At 69.3% G+C, this 16,617-nt stretch carries 17 protein-coding genes and 1 pseudogene; 3 read left to right on the top strand and 15 right to left on the bottom strand.

The window, feature by feature from the left end; translation table 11 throughout:
- Positions 1 to 15: 15 nt before the first annotated feature.
- Complete coding sequence (locus BMY97_RS29635) at positions 16 to 858, bottom strand: alpha/beta fold hydrolase (protein ID WP_091622878.1); 843 nt, start codon at positions 856 to 858, stop codon at positions 16 to 18.
- 98 nt (positions 859 to 956) lie between these two features.
- Here BMY97_RS29635 and BMY97_RS29630 point away from each other — a divergent pair, with 98 nt between their 5' ends.
- Positions 957 to 1,370: a winged helix-turn-helix transcriptional regulator gene (locus tag BMY97_RS29630; RefSeq protein WP_091622875.1), complete on the top strand. Its 414-nt coding sequence runs from the start codon at positions 957 to 959 to the stop codon at positions 1,368 to 1,370.
- Here BMY97_RS29630 and BMY97_RS29625 read toward each other — a convergent pair.
- On the bottom strand, positions 1,325 to 3,124 hold the full coding sequence (locus BMY97_RS29625; protein ID WP_143086332.1) for a serine/threonine-protein kinase: 1,800 nt from the start codon (positions 3,122 to 3,124) through the stop codon (positions 1,325 to 1,327). The two genes, BMY97_RS29630 and BMY97_RS29625, sit on opposite strands and share 46 nt — an antisense overlap.
- Before the next feature lie 70 nt (positions 3,125 to 3,194).
- Between BMY97_RS29625 and BMY97_RS29620 the strand changes: the two genes are divergently transcribed.
- On the top strand, positions 3,195 to 3,563 hold the full coding sequence (locus BMY97_RS29620; RefSeq protein WP_091622870.1) for a hypothetical protein: 369 nt from the start codon (positions 3,195 to 3,197) through the stop codon (positions 3,561 to 3,563).
- Between the two features lie 2 nt (positions 3,564 to 3,565).
- Here the strand turns inward: BMY97_RS29620 and BMY97_RS29615 are convergent, their stop codons facing one another.
- From BMY97_RS29615 to BMY97_RS29570, 10 genes are all read right to left on the bottom strand, one after another.
- Positions 3,566 to 4,753 carry a ricin-type beta-trefoil lectin domain protein gene (locus BMY97_RS29615; protein WP_281246943.1) on the bottom strand — a complete coding sequence of 396 codons (1,188 nt, stop codon included), beginning with the start codon at positions 4,751 to 4,753 and terminating at the stop codon, positions 3,566 to 3,568.
- 26 nt (positions 4,754 to 4,779) lie between these two features.
- Positions 4,780 to 6,045: a tyrosine-type recombinase/integrase gene (locus BMY97_RS29610; protein ID WP_091622867.1), complete on the bottom strand. Its 1,266-nt coding sequence runs from the start codon at positions 6,043 to 6,045 to the stop codon at positions 4,780 to 4,782.
- A 45-nt stretch (positions 6,046 to 6,090) separates the two neighbouring features.
- Entirely contained in the window at positions 6,091 to 6,291 is a 201-nt protein-coding gene (locus BMY97_RS29605) for a helix-turn-helix transcriptional regulator (protein ID WP_091622864.1), read from the bottom strand.
- A gap of 26 nt (positions 6,292 to 6,317) precedes the next feature.
- Positions 6,318 to 7,940, bottom strand: a complete 1,623-nt coding sequence (locus tag BMY97_RS29600) for a replication initiator (protein WP_091622861.1) — start codon at positions 7,938 to 7,940, stop codon at positions 6,318 to 6,320.
- 32 nt (positions 7,941 to 7,972) lie between these two features.
- Positions 7,973 to 9,550 carry an FtsK/SpoIIIE domain-containing protein gene (locus tag BMY97_RS29595; protein ID WP_245787561.1) on the bottom strand — a complete coding sequence of 526 codons (1,578 nt, stop codon included), beginning with the start codon at positions 9,548 to 9,550 and terminating at the stop codon, positions 7,973 to 7,975.
- A 356-nt stretch (positions 9,551 to 9,906) separates the two neighbouring features.
- Positions 9,907 to 10,236 carry a helix-turn-helix domain-containing protein gene (locus BMY97_RS29590; protein WP_091622856.1) on the bottom strand — a complete coding sequence of 110 codons (330 nt, stop codon included), beginning with the start codon at positions 10,234 to 10,236 and terminating at the stop codon, positions 9,907 to 9,909.
- Positions 10,233 to 10,571, bottom strand: a complete 339-nt coding sequence (locus BMY97_RS29585; RefSeq protein WP_091622853.1) for a helix-turn-helix domain-containing protein — start codon at positions 10,569 to 10,571, stop codon at positions 10,233 to 10,235. The genes BMY97_RS29590 and BMY97_RS29585 overlap by 4 nt, the downstream gene beginning before the upstream one ends.
- Before the next feature lie 10 nt (positions 10,572 to 10,581).
- Positions 10,582 to 11,166: an AMED_5909 family protein gene (locus BMY97_RS49400; protein WP_342744061.1), complete on the bottom strand. Its 585-nt coding sequence runs from the start codon at positions 11,164 to 11,166 to the stop codon at positions 10,582 to 10,584.
- Positions 11,138 to 11,425, bottom strand: coding sequence for a hypothetical protein (locus BMY97_RS29575; protein WP_091622851.1), 288 nt, complete (start codon positions 11,423 to 11,425; stop codon positions 11,138 to 11,140). Before BMY97_RS29575 ends, BMY97_RS49400 begins: the two co-directional genes overlap by 29 nt.
- 285 nt (positions 11,426 to 11,710) lie before the next feature.
- Positions 11,711 to 12,187, bottom strand: a complete 477-nt coding sequence (locus BMY97_RS29570) for a hypothetical protein (protein WP_091622849.1) — start codon at positions 12,185 to 12,187, stop codon at positions 11,711 to 11,713.
- A 143-nt stretch (positions 12,188 to 12,330) separates the two neighbouring features.
- Between BMY97_RS29570 and BMY97_RS29565 the strand changes: the two genes are divergently transcribed.
- Positions 12,331 to 13,080, top strand: coding sequence for a GntR family transcriptional regulator (locus BMY97_RS29565; protein WP_091622848.1), 750 nt, complete (start codon positions 12,331 to 12,333; stop codon positions 13,078 to 13,080).
- Between the two features lie 59 nt (positions 13,081 to 13,139).
- On the opposite strand, the gene BMY97_RS29560 is transcribed toward BMY97_RS29565, so the two are convergent.
- The 3 genes and pseudogenes from BMY97_RS29560 to BMY97_RS29550 all read right to left on the bottom strand — a co-directional run bounded on the left by BMY97_RS29560 (position 13,140) and on the right by BMY97_RS29550 (position 15,962).
- Positions 13,140 to 13,523 carry an SCO5389 family protein gene (locus BMY97_RS29560; protein ID WP_091622846.1) on the bottom strand — a complete coding sequence of 128 codons (384 nt, stop codon included), beginning with the start codon at positions 13,521 to 13,523 and terminating at the stop codon, positions 13,140 to 13,142.
- 961 nt (positions 13,524 to 14,484) lie between these two features.
- Positions 14,485 to 14,970: pseudogene (locus tag BMY97_RS29555) on the bottom strand (glycoside hydrolase family 27 protein); the annotation flags it as partial.
- Between the two features lie 146 nt (positions 14,971 to 15,116).
- A complete protein-coding gene (locus BMY97_RS29550) occupies positions 15,117 to 15,962 on the bottom strand; it encodes a type 1 glutamine amidotransferase domain-containing protein (RefSeq protein WP_091623194.1) in 846 nt (281 codons plus the stop codon).
- Positions 15,963 to 16,617 lie beyond the last annotated feature (655 nt).

The following is a 16,617-nucleotide window of genomic DNA, read 5'->3' as shown; positions in this document are numbered from 1 at the left end:
CGCCGCACCCTGCGGTCAGGCCGTCATCGCGGCCCCGGCGAAAAAACCGCCCAGCAACGGCAGCAGGGCGTCCGGCCGGTCGAGCGGGACGAGGTGGCCGCAGTCGGGGATGACGTGGCCGGTGAGGTTGTCGGTGATGGGCCGCAGCTGGCGTTCCAGGGCGTCGCCGACCGGGTGCGCGCCGATGGCCATGGTGGGCACCCGCAGCCGGGCGCCGTCAGTGGCCGTGCGGATTTGCCGCGCGGTTTCCGGGAATGCGCGGTAGTGCTCGAACGCGCTGCGCAGGGCGCCGGATCCGCTATACGCGTCGAGGAACGAGGCCCGGACGTCGGGTGGGACGCCGTCGGCGCGGGTGCCGATGTCGAGGAACCAGCCGGCGTACTCGGCCTCGTGCCCGGCCAGCACGGTCTCCGCCAGGCCGGGCACCGCGTGGAAGCCGAACCACCACGGCGCGGCGAAGCCCTCCGCGCCGGGCAGTGCGCCCAGCACGGCCTCCATCAGCACGAGCCGCCGCACCCGCTCGGGGCGGCGCATCGCCAGCAGGAACGCGGGCGCGGCCCCGAGGTCGATCCCGGCGACCTCGGCGGACGGCTCGCCCAGCGCGTCGAGCAGCGCCTCGGCGTCCGCGGCGAGAGTGCCCGCGTCGTAACCCCGCTCGGGACGGCTGGTCCCGCCGAGCCCGCGCAGGTCGGGGGCGATCACCCGGTGGTCGCGGGCGAGCCGCGGGATGACGTGCGCCCACAGCCGCCAGGTGTGCGGGAACCCGTGCAGCAGCAGGACGGCCGGCCCCTGCCCGGCGATCGCCACGTTCACCTCGAGCCCGTTCGCCGGGATCCGGTGCAGCGTGATCGTGGACATGACGCCTCCTTGGTGGTTACCTTTGGTTACCTGATGAACATAGGTAACCTGAGCACGTCCGCCAAGAAGGCACTTCGACGAAAGGTGGTGACCCGCGGGTGACCCCCTCCCCCGGCCGCCGGGGCGACCTGTTCGACCCGGCCTGCCCGACCCGCCGCCTGCTCGACCGGATCGGCACGAAGTGGTTCTCCATGGCGGTCAAGGTGCTCGCCGAAGCCGAGCCGGACGAGGTCGGCTTCGCCGAGTTGCGCCGGCGGATCCCCGGTATATCCCAGAAAATGCTGTCCTCGACGTTGCAGGGCATGGCCGCCGACAGCCTGCTCACCCGCCGGGTCGAAGCCACCAACCCGCCCCGCGTGCACTACCGCCTCACGGAACTCGGGCTGTCGCTGGACGCCCCGCTGGCCGCCGTCCGCGCCTGGGCCGAGGAGCACATGGCCGAAATCGACGAAGCCGGGCTGAAAGATCAGGCCGCCGGCAGCCGCGAGGCGACGACCGCGGCCAGCGATTGAGCGCGAGCGCAGATCACGTCGAGGTGCCCGCGGTTCGCGTCGTCGGTGAACTCCAGCAGGACGACCTCGTCACGCCGGCCCGGCGTGCCCTCGAGCGGAGGCAGCACCGGCGTGTAGGTGCGGTACCGGACGGTGACGTCACAGGTGTTGCCGTCGGACTCGTGCGGGTCGACGTAGGCGAGGCGGCCGCCGACGGTGGCCCGGGTCTGGCCGTCCGGCGGGTCGGTGGCCAGCGGCCACTGCCGGTCGTAGTACAGGTCCACCGATTCCGCGTCGTGGCCCCAGGCACAGGCCCAGTTCCCGAAGTACCGGTCGACCGGGTAGCCCGGCCCGACGGTCTGGCGCAGCGTCGCGTCGTCGACGAGCGTGCAGGCGTCGATCGTCGCGAGCGAGCCGCGCGGGAACGCCTCCGCGCGCCGGGCGATCGGGCCGCGGACCACCCTCGCGTAGACGTCGCCGACCACCGCGTCCGACATCGCGCACAGCTGCGGGGCGTCGGCCCCGTCGGCGCGGACCGAGCTGACGCTGACCACCTTCAGGTCGGGCAGGACGAAGTAGCGCCGGCACTTCCCGGAATCGGCGTTGGGGCGCTGGATCTCGCCGAGCCGCCCGGCCACCGGCGGCACCGCCGGGTACTCCTCGGGCGCCGCCAGCTCCAGGCTGGTCACGATCGTGCCGCCGCCGGCGGGCAGCGTGGTGTCCAGGTCGCAGCGCGCGAACGTGCCGAGGTTCGGTTCGAGGAAGACTTTCCCGTACGGGCTCAGGGAATTCACCGTCAGCAGCGAGCACGGGTCGGCGGTGCGCGGGTCGCCGACCAGGTCCGCGGCGGCGTTCGCGGGCGGCGGGCTGTCCCGGGTGAACACCAGGAACCCGGTGACCAGCAGGACCACCGCGACCAGCACGCCGGCGGCCAGCGCCTTCCGCCGGGACCCGGGCCGCGAAAGCCCTCGCCGTCGGCTGGGCGCGTTTCCCACGGGCGCTCCGCCCAGCAAGGCCCCCGCCTCGGCGGCGCTCGGCCGTTGCGCCGGGCGGCTGCTCAGCAGCGTCTCCAGCACCGGGGCCAGCGAACCGGCGTTCCGCGCCGGCTCGAGCGTGCCGTCCGCCGCGCGCCGCAGCTGCGCGAACGGCCCGCGTTCCCCGCTGCCCCAAGGGGAAACGCCCTCGACGGCGGCGAACAGCGTCGCGCCGAGGGAGAACACGTCGGCGGCGGAACCGGCCTCGTAGCCGTTCGCCACCTCCGGCGCGAGGTAGCCCGCCGTGCCGCCGACCTGCGCGCTGCCGGTCAGCGTGACCTCCGCCCAGCGGGAGATGCCGAGGTCCGCGAGCTTGGCCGTGCCGTCCTCGGTGACCAGGACGTTGCCGGGGGTGATGTCGCGGTGCACCATGTCGCGGGCGTGCATCGCGGCCAGCGCCGAGGCGATCTGCGCCCCGACGGCCGCGGCCCGCTCCGGCGCCAGCACGCCGTCGGCGCGCACGATCTCTTCCAGGCTGCGGGCCGGCAGGTACTCCATCACCAGCCAGCGGTCGTCGCCGTCGGCGACGGAGTCGAACACGGCCACGACGTGCGGGTGGTGCAGCGAAGCGCCGAGCCGTGCCTCCCGGCGGATCTGGCCCGTGTCGCCGTCCAGCGAGCGCTTGAGCGCCACGGTCCGCCGCAGCTCCAGGTCCGTCGCCCGCCAGACGACGCCCATCCCCCCGGCGCCGAGACGCTCCTCCAGCCGATAACGCTCGGCGATCACCTGCGGGCCGGTCACCGGGGCAGCATAGCGGCCGGGATTCGCGCCGTGGCCGGTTCGCGCCCAGTCGTGACCGGCCGGGGCCCCGGTGCTGATCGGCGAGCTGCTGTTCACCGAAGCCCTGCGAACCGGCGACACCTGGGTGCTCGAGTACGTCGTCCACGACCCGACCGGGGAGCCCGCCCAGGAGTACGCGCACGCTGTCCGCGCGACCGAAGAGCATTTCCTGCTGGAGATCCGGTTCGACCCGGCCGCCCCGCCGGCCGGCTGCCATTCCTACACTCAGGCCGGCCTGGACGAGCCCCGGCTGAGCCGGACGGATCTGGTGCTGAACAAGGACAACGCCGTCCACCTGGCCGTGTCGGACGGTACCGCCGGAGTCGTCGGCATCGCCTGGGACTGGCCGCGCCGGGAGCCGCGATCGGACGCGAATCCCGGAGAGGCCAGCAGGCAGTAGAGCTAGCCCTTCAGCGACCAGGCCTGGTTCGCGCCGTCGTTGCAGCCCCACAGTTCGAGCGGTGTGCCGTTGACGTTGCCCGCCGGCTTGTCGCCGCCCGTGACGTCCACGCAGAGCCCGGACTGCACGCCGGTGATCGAGCCGTCCGCGTTGAGCCGCCACTGCTGGTTGGCCGCGCCGCTGCACGGCCAGATGATCAGCTTCGTGCCCGCCGTCGTGCCGTTGTCGGTGGCGTCGAGGCACTGGGTTCCGCCGAAGGTGCGCAGTTCGCCCGCGCTCGTGAAGCTCCAGCCCTGGTTGCTGCCGCCGTTGCAGTCCCAGAGGTTCACCGCCGTCCCGGCCGTGGTCGAGGCGCCGTTGACGTCGACGCACCGGCCGGATGACGAGCCGAGCAGCGGATGCGTGGTCCCGGTGCTGCTACCCGAACCCGGCGCGACCCGGTACATCACCACGCCGTGCGCGGGCACGGACGCGCTGATCCCGCCGGAACTGGTGGTGAGCTCCTTCGTCCACAGGTTGGTCAGCTTGTAGCTCGAAGCGCTCGGGAGGCCGGCCGCGGACGCCGTCGTCGAGATGGTCTGGCGGCTGTCGCCTTCGTTGAACAGCGTCACCGCGACGCCGCCGTCGGACAGGGGTTTCGCCAGGACGTCGAGCCCGCCGGAAGCGGAGATCTCCGTGGCCTGTTTGCCGAGGGAGTCCTGGTCGACCGCGATCACGTCGGAGTTCAGGTAGAGGGAGAAGGTGGCGGGACTCGCGCTGCGCAGGTCGGCGCCGGACAGCAGGGGCGAGGCCATCGCCGACCACAGGCTGAACTGGGCCCGGTCCTCCGTGAAGCGCATGCCGTTGCCGACTTCCAGCATGTCCGGGTCGTTCCAGGCACCGGGCCCGGCGGCCGCGGCCAGTCCGGCGTTCGCGTGGAAGATCGAGAGCATGCTGCCGTAGTTCGCTTCGATGTCGCCGGTGGTGCGCCACAGGTTGCCGACCGCCGGCGCCCAGGTCGCCGGGTCGAAGTAGCCCCACTCGCAGATGCTGTAGACGATCGGCCGCCCGGTCGCGAGCAGGGCGTCGCGCATCGCGGTGTAACGCTGGATGTACTGGTCCTTGGTGCTGCTGCCGTTGGCGCAGTTGTCGTACGAATGAAACCGAAGTGCGCTCTGACCTGGGGATCTCGTCCCGTTTGGATGGGCTATCAGTAGCCCAGGCCGTCATCAGGCCGTCAGGCCGTCTCTCCGGCGGCCTGAGGCTTGCGGCGAGGCTTGATCAGGTCATCGATCGCCGCGCGGGCGCGGTCGTGACTGGAGGGCATGAGGTGCGTGTAGGTCTTGAGCGTGAACGCCTCCGAGGAGTGCCCGAGGAACGCCGCCAGCTCCTTGAGCGACACGCCGCGTTCGAGCATGGCCGAGGCGAACAGGTGCCGCATTGCGTGCATCCCGTCTTCACGGTCCTCATAGGACAGTCCGGCCCGTTTGAAGGTGGGCCGCCAGATGACGTTGTTGAACGCCTGCCGCGTGTATAGCCCACCGACCTTGTTCGTCATCAGGACGGTCACCGTGTCGAACTCTTTCGCGTCCTGCTCACCCCACGGCAACGTGATCTCCACCGGCGGGTACGTCTCCATGTAGGCGTCGATTTCGTCCAGCACGCCGTACCCAAGCGGGATCACCCGCGTCTTGTGCCCCTTGGGGAGCTTGAACTTCCGGACCCCGTTCACCGTCACCATCTGGCGCGTACACCGGTACTCCATCCGGTCCCGATCGATGTTGTCCGGACTGAACGCGAAGATCTCACCCTGCCGCAGCCCGAGACCGGTCCCGAGCGTGGCGCAGGGCTTGAACCGGGCGGGTAACGCCAACTCGACGCGGTGACGCCGTGATTCCTTCCACGGCGTCACCTTTCGTGCCACCGGCACCGGCGCTTTGATCGACTTGTCCCGGCAAGGGTTCTTCTTGATCTTCCCGTCAGCGACAGCAGCGTCGAGAATCGACGACACCAGGTCAAACACCTGCCGCTGATAGTTCACCGACACCGGGTTGTCCTGCTCAGCCATCCACGCCAGCCATTTCCGGATCAGTTCGGGCGTGGTGAACGACCGCAGCAGCTTCCGCCCCAGGAACGGGATGACCTGACTGTCCATCCGGTCCTTGACGCTGGCCACCGTGGACTCGTCCCGGGATCGGCCGGCCAGCACCTCCCAGGCGTATTTGCCGAACTGGACCTCACCGGCTTTCGGGTCGGCATAGGTGCCGTCGTAGACGGCGTTCTCCATCTTCGTCAGGTACTTCTGCGCTTCGGTCAGTTTCCCGTCCGGGAACGACTTCGACCGCTCGACCTTGTCCGGGTCCAGGTAACGGACCTTGTACCGCAGCCCCTTCCCATACAGTTCCGTCCGCTCCTGGACCGGCTTGTTCTTCTTGTTCAGCACCAAGTCACCGGTGACCGGGTCGACCTGATCCCGAAACCACCGGTCCTGAATATGCCCCATCGTCACTCCCTTCTCAGATCTCGAATTGCCGAAACATCGGCCTGCCTACGCCGCACTGGCATCCGCGACCCACGCCCGCACCGCCGCCGGGTCATAGCGGACGTGCTTGCCCAGCTTCGAAAACGGCGGCCCGTAGTTCTTCAGCCGCCAGTCCCGCAGCGTCTTTTCCGGAATCCCGAGGAACGCCGCCAGTTCCTCCGGCCCCCACAGTCCCTCGATCGCCACCACGCGCACTCGCACTGTCATCCCCGTGTCCTCCCCTCCGCGATGGGTCAAGCAGCCTCCCGGACCGCAGTTGCCGAAGTTTCTTGCCCTGGTGGTCCGGCGGCGGCGAGCATCGCGGCTGAGTACTCCGCCTGCCACGTGATCCGCTCCGAGATCGCCCGCATGACCAGCTGGTCCCTCGGCGGGCAGTGGGTGTCACCGGGCTCGACCTTGCGCCACACGAACCGATCCGGGGCCGGTTCCGGCTTGCTGATCCCGACCGCCGCCAACGCCGACAGCACAAACCCCCGGCGGTCAGCCTTGTGATCGGCCACCGTCTTCCCGGACCACTTGCGCGACACCAGCACCCGCCGCCCCGGCAGCCCGAGGGTGGCCCGGCGGTGAGCGCGTCCCTTGCAGTGCCCCGGCGTGGTCTTCCCGTTTGCTCCCTTCGGGTTGATCCCGTACAGCAGCCACACCGCACAACGCGGCGAACACGGCGTCACCGCCAGGTGGGCGTGCAGCATGTCATGGTGATCCTGCTGCCCGGCGGTGTCGGCCTCCACAACCTCACCGGTGGACTTCGTCAGGTACTTGGTCAGATAGCCGATGTGCCGCCCGGCTTCCTCGGTACCACCAAGCAGCCCCTTGGAATGCACCTGGGCACCGAAGGTCACCACGTGCGCCGGGGTCTCCACGGCCTCCACCGCGTCATCCCACGCCGTCAGCGGATCCCGCGTCTCCGGGTCCACAAAGGAACGGAGATCGGGGTCCCACACCGGTTTCCGTTCCGTGTAGACCAGTTCGTCATGAGCAGGCCACCACACCTGGTGATAGGTGGCTTCAGTGACCAGCCGGATGGTCTCGTGCGAGATCGCCCCCCGCAACGCCGCGTGCAGGTGCGGAGCGGCCCGCTTCTGCGGCTCGACCGTCGCGAAGTACTGCACATCCCAGCCGACGACCCGGCGCAGGTTCTGCCACCACCGATCCACCAGCGCCGCGAAGTGCACCGCATCCCGAGCGGCCCGCCGGTAGTCGTAGCTCGCCGGGTCGACCGGAGACCCATCAGGCCGGACCCGGCCGTAGGTGTCGCAGGTCAGCGTGACGAACATCGACGGCCGGAACTTCCCCGCGAACTCCCGCCCCACCGTCGACTTGCTCACCTTCCGACGGGGCAGGTTCGGCGCGTCCTGCCGCCGACGAGTGGACCGCTTCACCGCCCTCCGCTCCACCTCATCCAGCGCGGGCAGGCGACCGGTCATCCCCGAGGCCCGCAGCTCCGCGTCCACAGTGGCCACTTCCGCGCGCAGCTCCTCCGCCTCAGCCTCATTCCCAGCCGCCACCACCTCGCGGTAGTGCGCCGCCAGGTCAGCCCGGTAGGTCAGCAGCTCCGTTTGCGTCTCCGAGGGCTTCTCGCGCGTGATCACCGGCTCTTCGGCCAGGTGCCACCCTTCCCGGCATTGCGCCTGCCGCAGGGCTTTCGCCTTCCGCGCGCAGGGCAGGCACTGCGATTCCACAGTGGACCCGCACGGCACCGGGACATACCGAATCTCGCCGGTCTCAGTGTCCCCGACTTCCATCGTGAACGGCCGGACACACACCCCGTACTTCTCCGCCGTCGCCTTCACGACCTCCGTCGACAACGCGCCGCGGACACGCCCCACCGGGGTGCCCGAAGTCGCGGCCGGCATATCCCCAACCTGCGGATTTGTGTTCGTCGAAGTCATGCCGACCTCCCTTCTCCCGTGCGTCGATCGGTCAGACTGATCACCTGGGCGCCACCGTTGGTGACGTAGTGCTCCAGTTGCTTGATCGTCTGATCCGGCACCCACCCGGCCCGCACGCGCAGCGGTTCGCGGACGCCTTCGCCCCACACGTAGCCGACACCGGCCGCCGATTCCGGGATGCGGTTGGCCCACGCGCCACGCTCGTACGCGCCGTCCCCAAGCACCATCGGAACCTGCGTCTTGGAGGTCAGCCGCATGGCGATGCGCCGGGGCAGCAGCTCCCGCACCGGAACCGTGTCCTTCGTCGGCTCCTGCACATACCCGCGAACGGTAAACCCGAGTGCCCGGCCCTGCGTTGTCAGGATCGCCAGCTTCTCCACGATCAGGTCACGGGTCTTGCGGTCGGTGTACTTCGTCAGCGCCCCGATCTCGTCGAACTCCAGCAGCTCCACCGGATACTCCGTCGAGATCGGCACCTCACGCGTGTTCCCGGCGAAGACACGCTTGCGGTTCTCCAGCTCGTCCAACAGCGCGCCCAGGACTTCCAGGGCCTCTTTCCCGGACTGGCCGTAGCGGGCGAAGATCCCGAGCCCGTAGGACAGCTCCATTGCCTTCGGGTCGATCCCCGACACTCGGATGACCCCGGCGCGGATCGCCGACGCGGCCGCTACCAGCGGGCACCACATGACCGAGTTCTTCCCCGACCCGGTAGCCCCGGCAACCAGGGTGTGTGACCCGGTGCCGACCAGCGGCAGCCGCCACGGCTTGCCGTACTCAGTCGCCCCGGCGAACACCGCCCGCAAGTCCACGCCCGTCCCGTCGACGGCGACGAGGTCCGGCACCGGCAGGCACGTCACCGGCGACGCCAGCAGGTCCCGGCGCATGAAGTCGATCGAGACCACATCGGGCTCGAGTTCCCGGATCTGGCAGCGGGTGACCTTCCTGGCCACCGCCAGCGCGCGGGCCGCGTCGTCGAACTCCTCCGGGGTCTGGCCGGCCACCAGCCGCACCCGCACCTCATCCCACGACGCCCCGGAGCGGACCGACAGCAGTTTCGGCACCGCGACACCAGCCGTGCGGTTCTCACTGCGGGAGACCGTGTTCCGACCCCGGCCACGGCCCCGCCCGATCAGCGACACCGTGACGTCCACCGGCACCGACGCGTCCCGCACCACGAGTCCGCAGGCGTTCAACCAGCCTGTCAGCTTGCGGCCGTAGAGCGCCCAGCGCAGCCACCAGCCCCGCAGCCACCGGCCGCACCACTGGTCATAGCTCACCGCGTCCAGCCGCCACCAGACGAGCTGGGCCAAGACCAGCACTGCCAGCGTGACCACCAGCGAGACCCAGCCCAGCGACCGGCACCAGGCCCACGCCGCCACCAGCGTCAGGCAGGTCCGCCAGTGCGTCACCAGTTGCCGAACAATCCAGGCACCGGCCCGTACCAGGCCCCACAGCGCTATCCCGACGACCGCGAGCGCCGCCAGCAGCTCCGCGAGACCGGCCAGGGCACGGCCGATCTTGGCCAGGACCCACAGCAGCACGGCTAGGCCGCCGCCGACCGCTACCAGGGTCATCACACCGTGCGCGTCCATTAGCGACCACCCCGCACAGCAGCGGTCGGCAGCGTCAGGGCCAGCGGAAGCATCCCCATGCACGGCCCGCACTTCGTCTCACCCGGCAGCAGGCGAGCGAACTTCTTGCATGTCTGGCAGCGCATCCGGGTGACCCCGGTTGACTGCCCTCGGTTGTCATCATTTATTGTTTGCATTGTTCGCTTACTCCAGTGGACAGACGCAGAACCGGAACAGGTTGGTAGCCAAGGGCCGGTTCTGCGTTTTAACAGGACAATTTTGGGCACACAAGGACGCGTTTATCTGACACGCGTCCCTGCGTGCGGAAATGTTCGGTATTCAGTTCTTCTCGGATCCGGCTAGTGCACGCGGCCTCCCCGGGGCCGGAACTGGACCCCTGCGTCTTTCAGTAGCCGATACACCTTGCCGTAGGACACCTCGTGTTCCTCCGCCAGCGCCCGGACGGTCGCACCGTCGCGGTAGGCTTCCGCCACTTCGCCAGCATCCAGCTCGCAGCGGATACCCCGCCCCGTCTCCGGCACATCAGCGCCGAGGCGGTGGCGCAACAGCGCACCGGTCCAGCTCAGCGACAAACCGAACCGACGCGCGATCTCGACCACCGGTACCCCGTCGCGATGTGCGGCCAGGATCTGCGCGTTCCGCCGCTCCCTTACCTCAGCCTCGTTCATTTCATGCCCGCCACGCGCCGTGTCGAGAAGTTGCCGCGTGAGCGGAGTTCGACGCCCTCAGCCAACAGAATGTTGCGTGTTTGGTTGTAGCTCATGCCATATGTCGCGGCGAGCTGCCGGATCGTCCGACCGTCGCGGTAGGCGTCGGCCAGGCCCGGCGGGGTCGGCGGAAGCGGAATCTTCGGCGGACGCAATGTCACGCCCGCGTCGAGCAACGCAGTACGAATCTTGCGGTAGCTGAACGGATACCGCGCCACCAGACCCTCGATTGTCTCACCAGCCGCGTAGCACTCGACCAGTTCGGCGACCACCACCGAATCCAGCTCGCCCGCCACTTGCCCGTCCTCAGTCATCGTCGCCGCCCGAGGAGTCCGCGTGCACCCGCAAGGCCAGCAGGGCGAACATGGCGCGGTCCTCGCCGAGAGCGTCAGCCAGCGCCGCGATCACCTCCAGCGACCCCGGCCGACGCGAACCCACTTCGATCGCCTGCAACGTCGACTTACCGATCTTCGCTTTCGCCGCCACTGCGGTCAGGCTCAACGATTTCCGTTCCCGCGCCGCCCGGAGATACACGCCGAATCCGACGTCCGGCAACGGCGGAAGCTGCCCCTCACTCAGGCGTGCCGCCGGGACAACGGGATTGCCCGCCGCCTCTACCCCCTCCCGTCCGTAGTCCGATTTCCACTCAGGCTTCTTGGTCAGGCTCTCCACCTCGCGCCGCTCACGGTCGAACCAGTAGAGCGCCTCGTGGTGGTGGCCCCGGTCCAGGTCGGCGACCGCCCGGTACATCCGTGCGTTCGCCCGCCGGAACGCCACCCATGCCGACACTGGCGCATCCCGTCCCGGCATCCGCGCGTACGAATCGTCGTGCGCCTCCTGCAATGTCCGAGGCCCCCGAGCCTCAGCAGCCGCCACCGTCGCCGTTCCCATCACGCCCGTCCGGATCCGCCACGCGCGCAGCCAGCAGCGCCGCCAGGTCGTCCACTCCTTCGCGGAGCCGGAGAAGGAACGCCACGCATGCCGGCCACTCGTCCCGGTCGCGTGGCACCGTCAGCGATACCGCCGAGGTCGCTCCGGTCACCACCAGCATGGGCGGACTCGCCGGGTCCGGGCCGGTCTCCTCCACCGCCACCGGATCCCGGGACTCGACCGTCCACGTGACCCCGAACCCGTCGACTCGAAGTACCATCACCGTCTGCCTTACTCGCCCAATCCCTTGCCAGTTCAGAGAATCCTTCGGCGGCTGACTCCAGCGCCGCCACGCACCACCACGGCAATCCCTGCGTCTGCGCCAGCTCGTGCCACGCCCGCGACACCCGCCGCGCCGCATTGGACGTGTTCAACGAGTTCACCGGCGACAGCACCCGCTTCCCGTGCTCCCACGCCGCCATGTAGTCCCGATAGGCGGACTCCCAAGACCGAACCCGACCCTGAAAGTCCTGCCCACCGGACGACGGCTCGGCCGCCCTCACCGTCACGCCGCCTTACCCGCCGCATCCCCACTGGCCGCCGAGCCCGAACGGCCCGCCGACTTCGAACCGCTGCCGGAACCGGTCGCGGCCTCCTTGAAGCCGGTCGCGCGGAACGCGTACGACTGGTACTTGTACTCACCCTGCCCGGCGACCTTCGGCTCAGCCGTCAGGCCGTCCAGCTCCACCGGCCGCATCCCGGGCAGCACTTCCGGCCCCGTGGGCACCGGCTGGTGATCGGCCAGCAAGATCACCTCGAACGAAGCACGCTTCGCCTTCAGCTCGTCCGGGTCGGTCACCATCACCTTCCACTGCCGCTTACCCGTCACTTCGTCCACCCGCTGCCGCGTCGGACGACCCGCCGCCCGGTCCTCCCGAGACTGGTACTCCGTGTCCGCCGTCACCTCCCCCACCATCACAAGCCCCTGAGGAAATGCCTGGTCAAACGGGATGTCGAACCTGTAACCCCTGGCGATTGCCATCTGATTTGAACCCTTCAGTCAGCCGTTAGCGGCCTTGTGGCCGCCCCTTGGGTATGCCAAGGTACTTCTAGGTATACCAAGGCTCGGTATGCCAAGTCAACTAAGGTGCTGAAAGCACGTCCCGACCAGGCAGGAGACAGCCCGTGCCCGAGTACCTGTACGAACGTGTCGCCGATGCGCTACGAGAGAAGATCGTCAGCGGCGACCTCCAGCCCGGCGACCGCCTGCCGTCACAGGAGGCACTCAGCGACGACTTCGGCGTGTCGCGGATCGTCGCCCGCGAGGCGTTGGACGTACTGGAGAATGAGGGGCTCATTGATCGGGTTCAGCGGCTCGGCGCGTTCGTCCGCCGGTATCAGCCGCTTGTGCGCAGGTCAGAGCAGCACTACCGCACCAACCCGGGTGCCCCGTTCGCCGAAGAGGCCCTTGCCGCCGAGCGCATCCCCCGCTACAGCCATAAGACATACCCGGACCGCGCCAGCGCCGACATCGCTCACCGGCTGAAGATCCCGGCTGGGTCCGACGTGATGCGAACCGACTACACGTCGTACGCCAACGATGAGCCGATGATGCTCACCCACTCATATGAGCCGCTGGAGATCACCCGAGGAACGCCGATCGAACGGCCAGAGGAAGGTGTGCTCATGACCGCCGGTCTGGTCGACCGCTTCACGGCTATCGGGCTCCGTCCGACGCGGGTGGTCGAGCGCCTTCGCTCCCGCATGCCGCGTCCATCTGAGACGGAGACCCTCAAGCTTCGCAAGGGAACACCGGTGGTGATCATCGCGCGAACGACCTTTTCGGACGAAACTCCGGTCGAGACGGCGGATATATTGCTCGACGCGCATCGTTTCGAACTTGAATACGTACTACGGGTAGAGTCATCGCAATAAGCGCATGAAATACAAAAAGACGCCTGCCGCGCTCACCGCGACAGGCGTCTTTTCTGCGTCTAGCAGTTGATCAGCTCGGGCTTCTGGTTGAGGATCTGAGCGCGCGGCGACACGAACTCTTCGTACTCCTTCGCGGCCGACGGAGCAAAGAGCCCCGTCTTGCAGCAGTTCTGGAAGGCCAGCTTCACGCCGTACTTCCGCTCTACCGCACCGCGCATGGAGTCGCTGGCAGCGAAGCGGAGAAGCTGACCCCACGCCGCGTCGTCCGGCGGCACGGTGCCGTCCTCTGCCGACGTCGCGCCGCTCTCGTATTGCTTCACCAGCCGTTCCACCACGGACCAGGCGTACGGGAGCGAGTTCTTGACGCAGCTCAGGAATTCGTCGTCGGTCATCACGCCCTGCTGCGCCTTCGTGACCAATTCCTCCGGGACCGTCAAGGACATAGCGCACTTCCTTCCAGCGTCGATACTGCCGCAGTCCAGTTAACGCGGGAAACCGAACCAGCGCGACCGCCCGAGAGTGTGAACCGCAGCCACAGATCGTTAGCACGATGCGCCAGTTCGCGTCGACTGCTGCCGAATTTGGCTCTATGGGATCAAGGCGCCGCCTGCGGCGGCGCGCAAGTCACCTCGCGTCCGGCGGGCTCCGTCCCATGGCGGACCGGCCTCCCGCTCCGCTCCGGCCGGCCGCCGGACGAGCCCGCCGACAGCTCGCCACCTGTGCGCGCGCCGCCGCCCCCGCCCGACTCCAGAGCCGATACCGAACAGCGCGTCCGACCTGACACCCGATGCACGAGACGTGGCGCCCCGTCCCCCGATCACGGCGCTGGAGTTTGGCCCTGCTCCGCGCGCAATCGACGTACCGGACGCCACGCATGACCACCGTATCCGGCACGAACGTCGGCCCGCGCGTCCGTGCCCGGCATCCGTTCGGATGAACAGCAGCCCCGGTCAGTCAGGCGCACGGTTCCAGCAGGCCACGCAGCTTCCGAGGCGGGCCGTTCCCTCGCAGGCGATCCTTTAACACCGGAGCACCGGCATCAAGAGCGCCTGACGGCGTCGCTGCGCGATGAGCTCCGCTCACTCTTGACACCGGCACTCCGGTGCTAATGGCGGCAGGGGCGAGGAAGACGGGGGCGGCGAGCCCACCACGCAAGCCAGCCCCACGCCCCAGCCCGAGGAGGCCAACACGATGCCAAGCCGCCAGCTCAGCCCCAACCAGATCGCACTATTCAGCCGCTACCAGGTAGCCCGCTGGACCGAGCAGGCTCAGGCCGCCAGGCCGTCACCAGGCCGTGAGACGACCGGACCTGACCGGACGCAACCGGACCCAACCAGCCCAAAAGTGCAGGTCAAGCGCCGGGCACGCCGCCGATCCCCAGGTCGGTGCGCCACGGTTTCAGAAGTCGTACTTCAGATAATCGACGCCCCACGCGGAGAAGCTGTTCGCGTCCGCCTGCTCGTGGCCGAGGCTGCCCGGGAGGTTCTGGCAGGTGGTGGTGCCGGCGCTCTCGTAGATGCCGAACTTCAGGCCGCGCGCGTGCACGTAATCGGCGAGGCTCTTCATCCCGCTCGGGAACTTCACCGGATCCGCGGCCAGGTTCCCGTTGCCGTCGCGGTTCGGCGCCATCCAGCAGTCGTCGACGTTGACGTAGGTGTAGCCGGCGTCCTTCAGACCGGAGCTGACGAACAGGTCGGCGGTCTGCTTGATCAGTGTCTCGTCGACGTTGCAGGCGAAGCTGTTCCAGTCGTTCCAGCCCATCGGTGGCGTGCGCGCGAGGCCGTTGTCCTGGGCCAGCGCGTGGGATGGGGCGACGAGCACGAGGCCGGCGGCGACCACTGGCCCCGCGATAGCAGTGAGCAGACGGCGGGCAAGACTGCGCCGGCGCATGGCGGCTCCGTCCGTACGACGTTGGAGGGATGGAGGTCTAGACCATGAAAAAGCATGCGACGCGGTTCCTGTTGAGTCAAGCGCCATCTTGGGCAATCTTGTTGAATTCCACCCGGAAAACAACAATCCCCAGCGCCAAGGTGCCCCTAGCTGAGGCGGGCGGCGAATTTCGCGGCGAAAGTGTGGACGTCTCCGGGCCAGCGCGCCGAAACGTAGTTTCCGTCCTCGACCACGAAGGCCGGGCCGTCGTCGTCAAGGCGATCGCGGGAACGGCCGCTGGTCTTTCGGGCAGATTCGCCCGCGGCGTCGAGGAAGTCCCCGGGGGCCGCGAGCGCCCGGGTGACCTCCTGCTGCACGGACAGGTAACCCTCGGGCTGCCCCGTCTCCTCGAGGTAGGTGCGGTAGTAGTCCGGGTCCCAGAACCGGCTGCGGCGCGCGACCCGCCACGCGGTGCGCTCCAGCTGCCAGGTCAGCGCCGTCGTCCGGCGGCCGTGCAGCACCGAGCGCCCGGTCTCCGGGTCGACGCTGCGCGCGGCCACCAGCACGCCGTGGCAGATCGCCGCGACCGGCAGACCGCGCCGGAACGCGTCGACGACCAGCCCCTGCAGCACGGGGCTCTCCAGGTACTCGCGCATCCCCCGGGCCCGGTGGCCGCCCGGCAGGACCAGGCCTTCTGTGCCGTCGAGCGTGATTTCCTTCCACGCCAACGGTTTCCGCCACGCCGGGTCGGCGAGCAGCGCGTGATGCGCCGCCCGGGCCGCCCCGTCCGCGCGCAGCACCCGGCCGAGCAGGACGACCCGGCGCAAGCCCGGCACCCGCCCCCACGGATCGAGTCCGCGGCCGGTCACCATCAGCTCGTCGCAGACGGCCGGCGCCCCCGTGGGCGTCGCGAACCGCACCGTGTGCCCGGCGCCCGTGAGCACCCGCCAGGTGACCGCGACCTCCGAGGGATCGGAGTCCCGGGCCGGCACCGGGATCAGCACATTCGCCACCACGTCCTCCTCACGCTTCCCGCCGAGAATGCCAGCCGCCGGCGGCGCCCCGTCCCGTGGGCCTCCCGGCCACTGTGGACGGACGAGCGCACGACGGGAGACTACGCCACTTGGCCGACCCGGACGGCCACTTGGAGTACGTTGACACTGACTCAGGGCGACCGTACTGTCCCGTAGCGCACCCCCCACCGATCGGCCGGGGCAGTGCTCCGCCACAGATTTACAACGTTGTAAAACCCCTCCGGCACCGGAGGAACAGGACCACAGCCACCCCGAGAACCGCCCTCCGCGCGCCCCTCGGCCCGCGGCGATGGGAGGACGCCGTGCTCAACGATCATCGCGCCGCCGATCTGCCCACGCGAGGCGGGACCGCCCGCCCGGGGCCGAGCCTTACCACCACCGAGTCCGCCGCAGGGCACACCACCCACGCCGGACCGGACCCCGCGACCACCCCAGGGCGGACCGCCCAGGCCGGACCGAGCCCCACCACCGCAGGCCACACCACCCACGCCGGACCGGACCCCACCACCACAGGCCACACCGCTCGCCCCGGACCGGACCCCACCACCACCGCACCCACCCCAGGCCGCACCGCCCGCCCCGGACCGAGCTCCACCACCACGCCCACCCCGGGCCACGCCGCCCACCCCAGACC

This window comes from Amycolatopsis saalfeldensis, from assembly GCF_900110575.1.
Lineage (GTDB): Bacteria > Actinomycetota > Actinomycetes > Mycobacteriales > Pseudonocardiaceae > Amycolatopsis > Amycolatopsis saalfeldensis.
The sequence above is the reverse complement of the archived record's forward strand: the minus strand, read 5'-3'. Positions and strand labels throughout refer to the sequence as shown.

Bases quoted from the DNA above. Each gene is read 5' to 3' on its own strand.
- BMY97_RS29575 (WP_091622851.1), bottom strand. From the start codon at position 11,425: ATGGTACTTCGAGTCGACGGGTTCGGGGTCACGTGGACGGTCGAGTCC.
- BMY97_RS29560 (WP_091622846.1), bottom strand. From the start codon at position 13,523: ATGTCCTTGACGGTCCCGGAGGAATTGGTCACGAAGGCGCAGCAGGGC.
- BMY97_RS29635 (WP_091622878.1), bottom strand. From the start codon at position 858: ATGTCCACGATCACGCTGCACCGGATCCCGGCGAACGGGCTCGAGGTG.
- BMY97_RS29590 (WP_091622856.1), bottom strand. From the start codon at position 10,236: ATGAACGAGGCTGAGGTAAGGGAGCGGCGGAACGCGCAGATCCTGGCC.
- BMY97_RS29610 (WP_091622867.1), bottom strand. From the start codon at position 6,045: ATGGGGCATATTCAGGACCGGTGGTTTCGGGATCAGGTCGACCCGGTC.
- BMY97_RS29595 (WP_245787561.1), bottom strand. From the start codon at position 9,550: ATGACCCTGGTAGCGGTCGGCGGCGGCCTAGCCGTGCTGCTGTGGGTC.
- BMY97_RS29600 (WP_091622861.1), bottom strand. From the start codon at position 7,940: ATGCCGGCCGCGACTTCGGGCACCCCGGTGGGGCGTGTCCGCGGCGCG.
- BMY97_RS49400 (WP_342744061.1), bottom strand. From the start codon at position 11,166: ATGGGAACGGCGACGGTGGCGGCTGCTGAGGCTCGGGGGCCTCGGACA.
- BMY97_RS29605 (WP_091622864.1), bottom strand. From the start codon at position 6,291: ATGACAGTGCGAGTGCGCGTGGTGGCGATCGAGGGACTGTGGGGGCCG.
- BMY97_RS29570 (WP_091622849.1), bottom strand. From the start codon at position 12,187: ATGGCAATCGCCAGGGGTTACAGGTTCGACATCCCGTTTGACCAGGCA.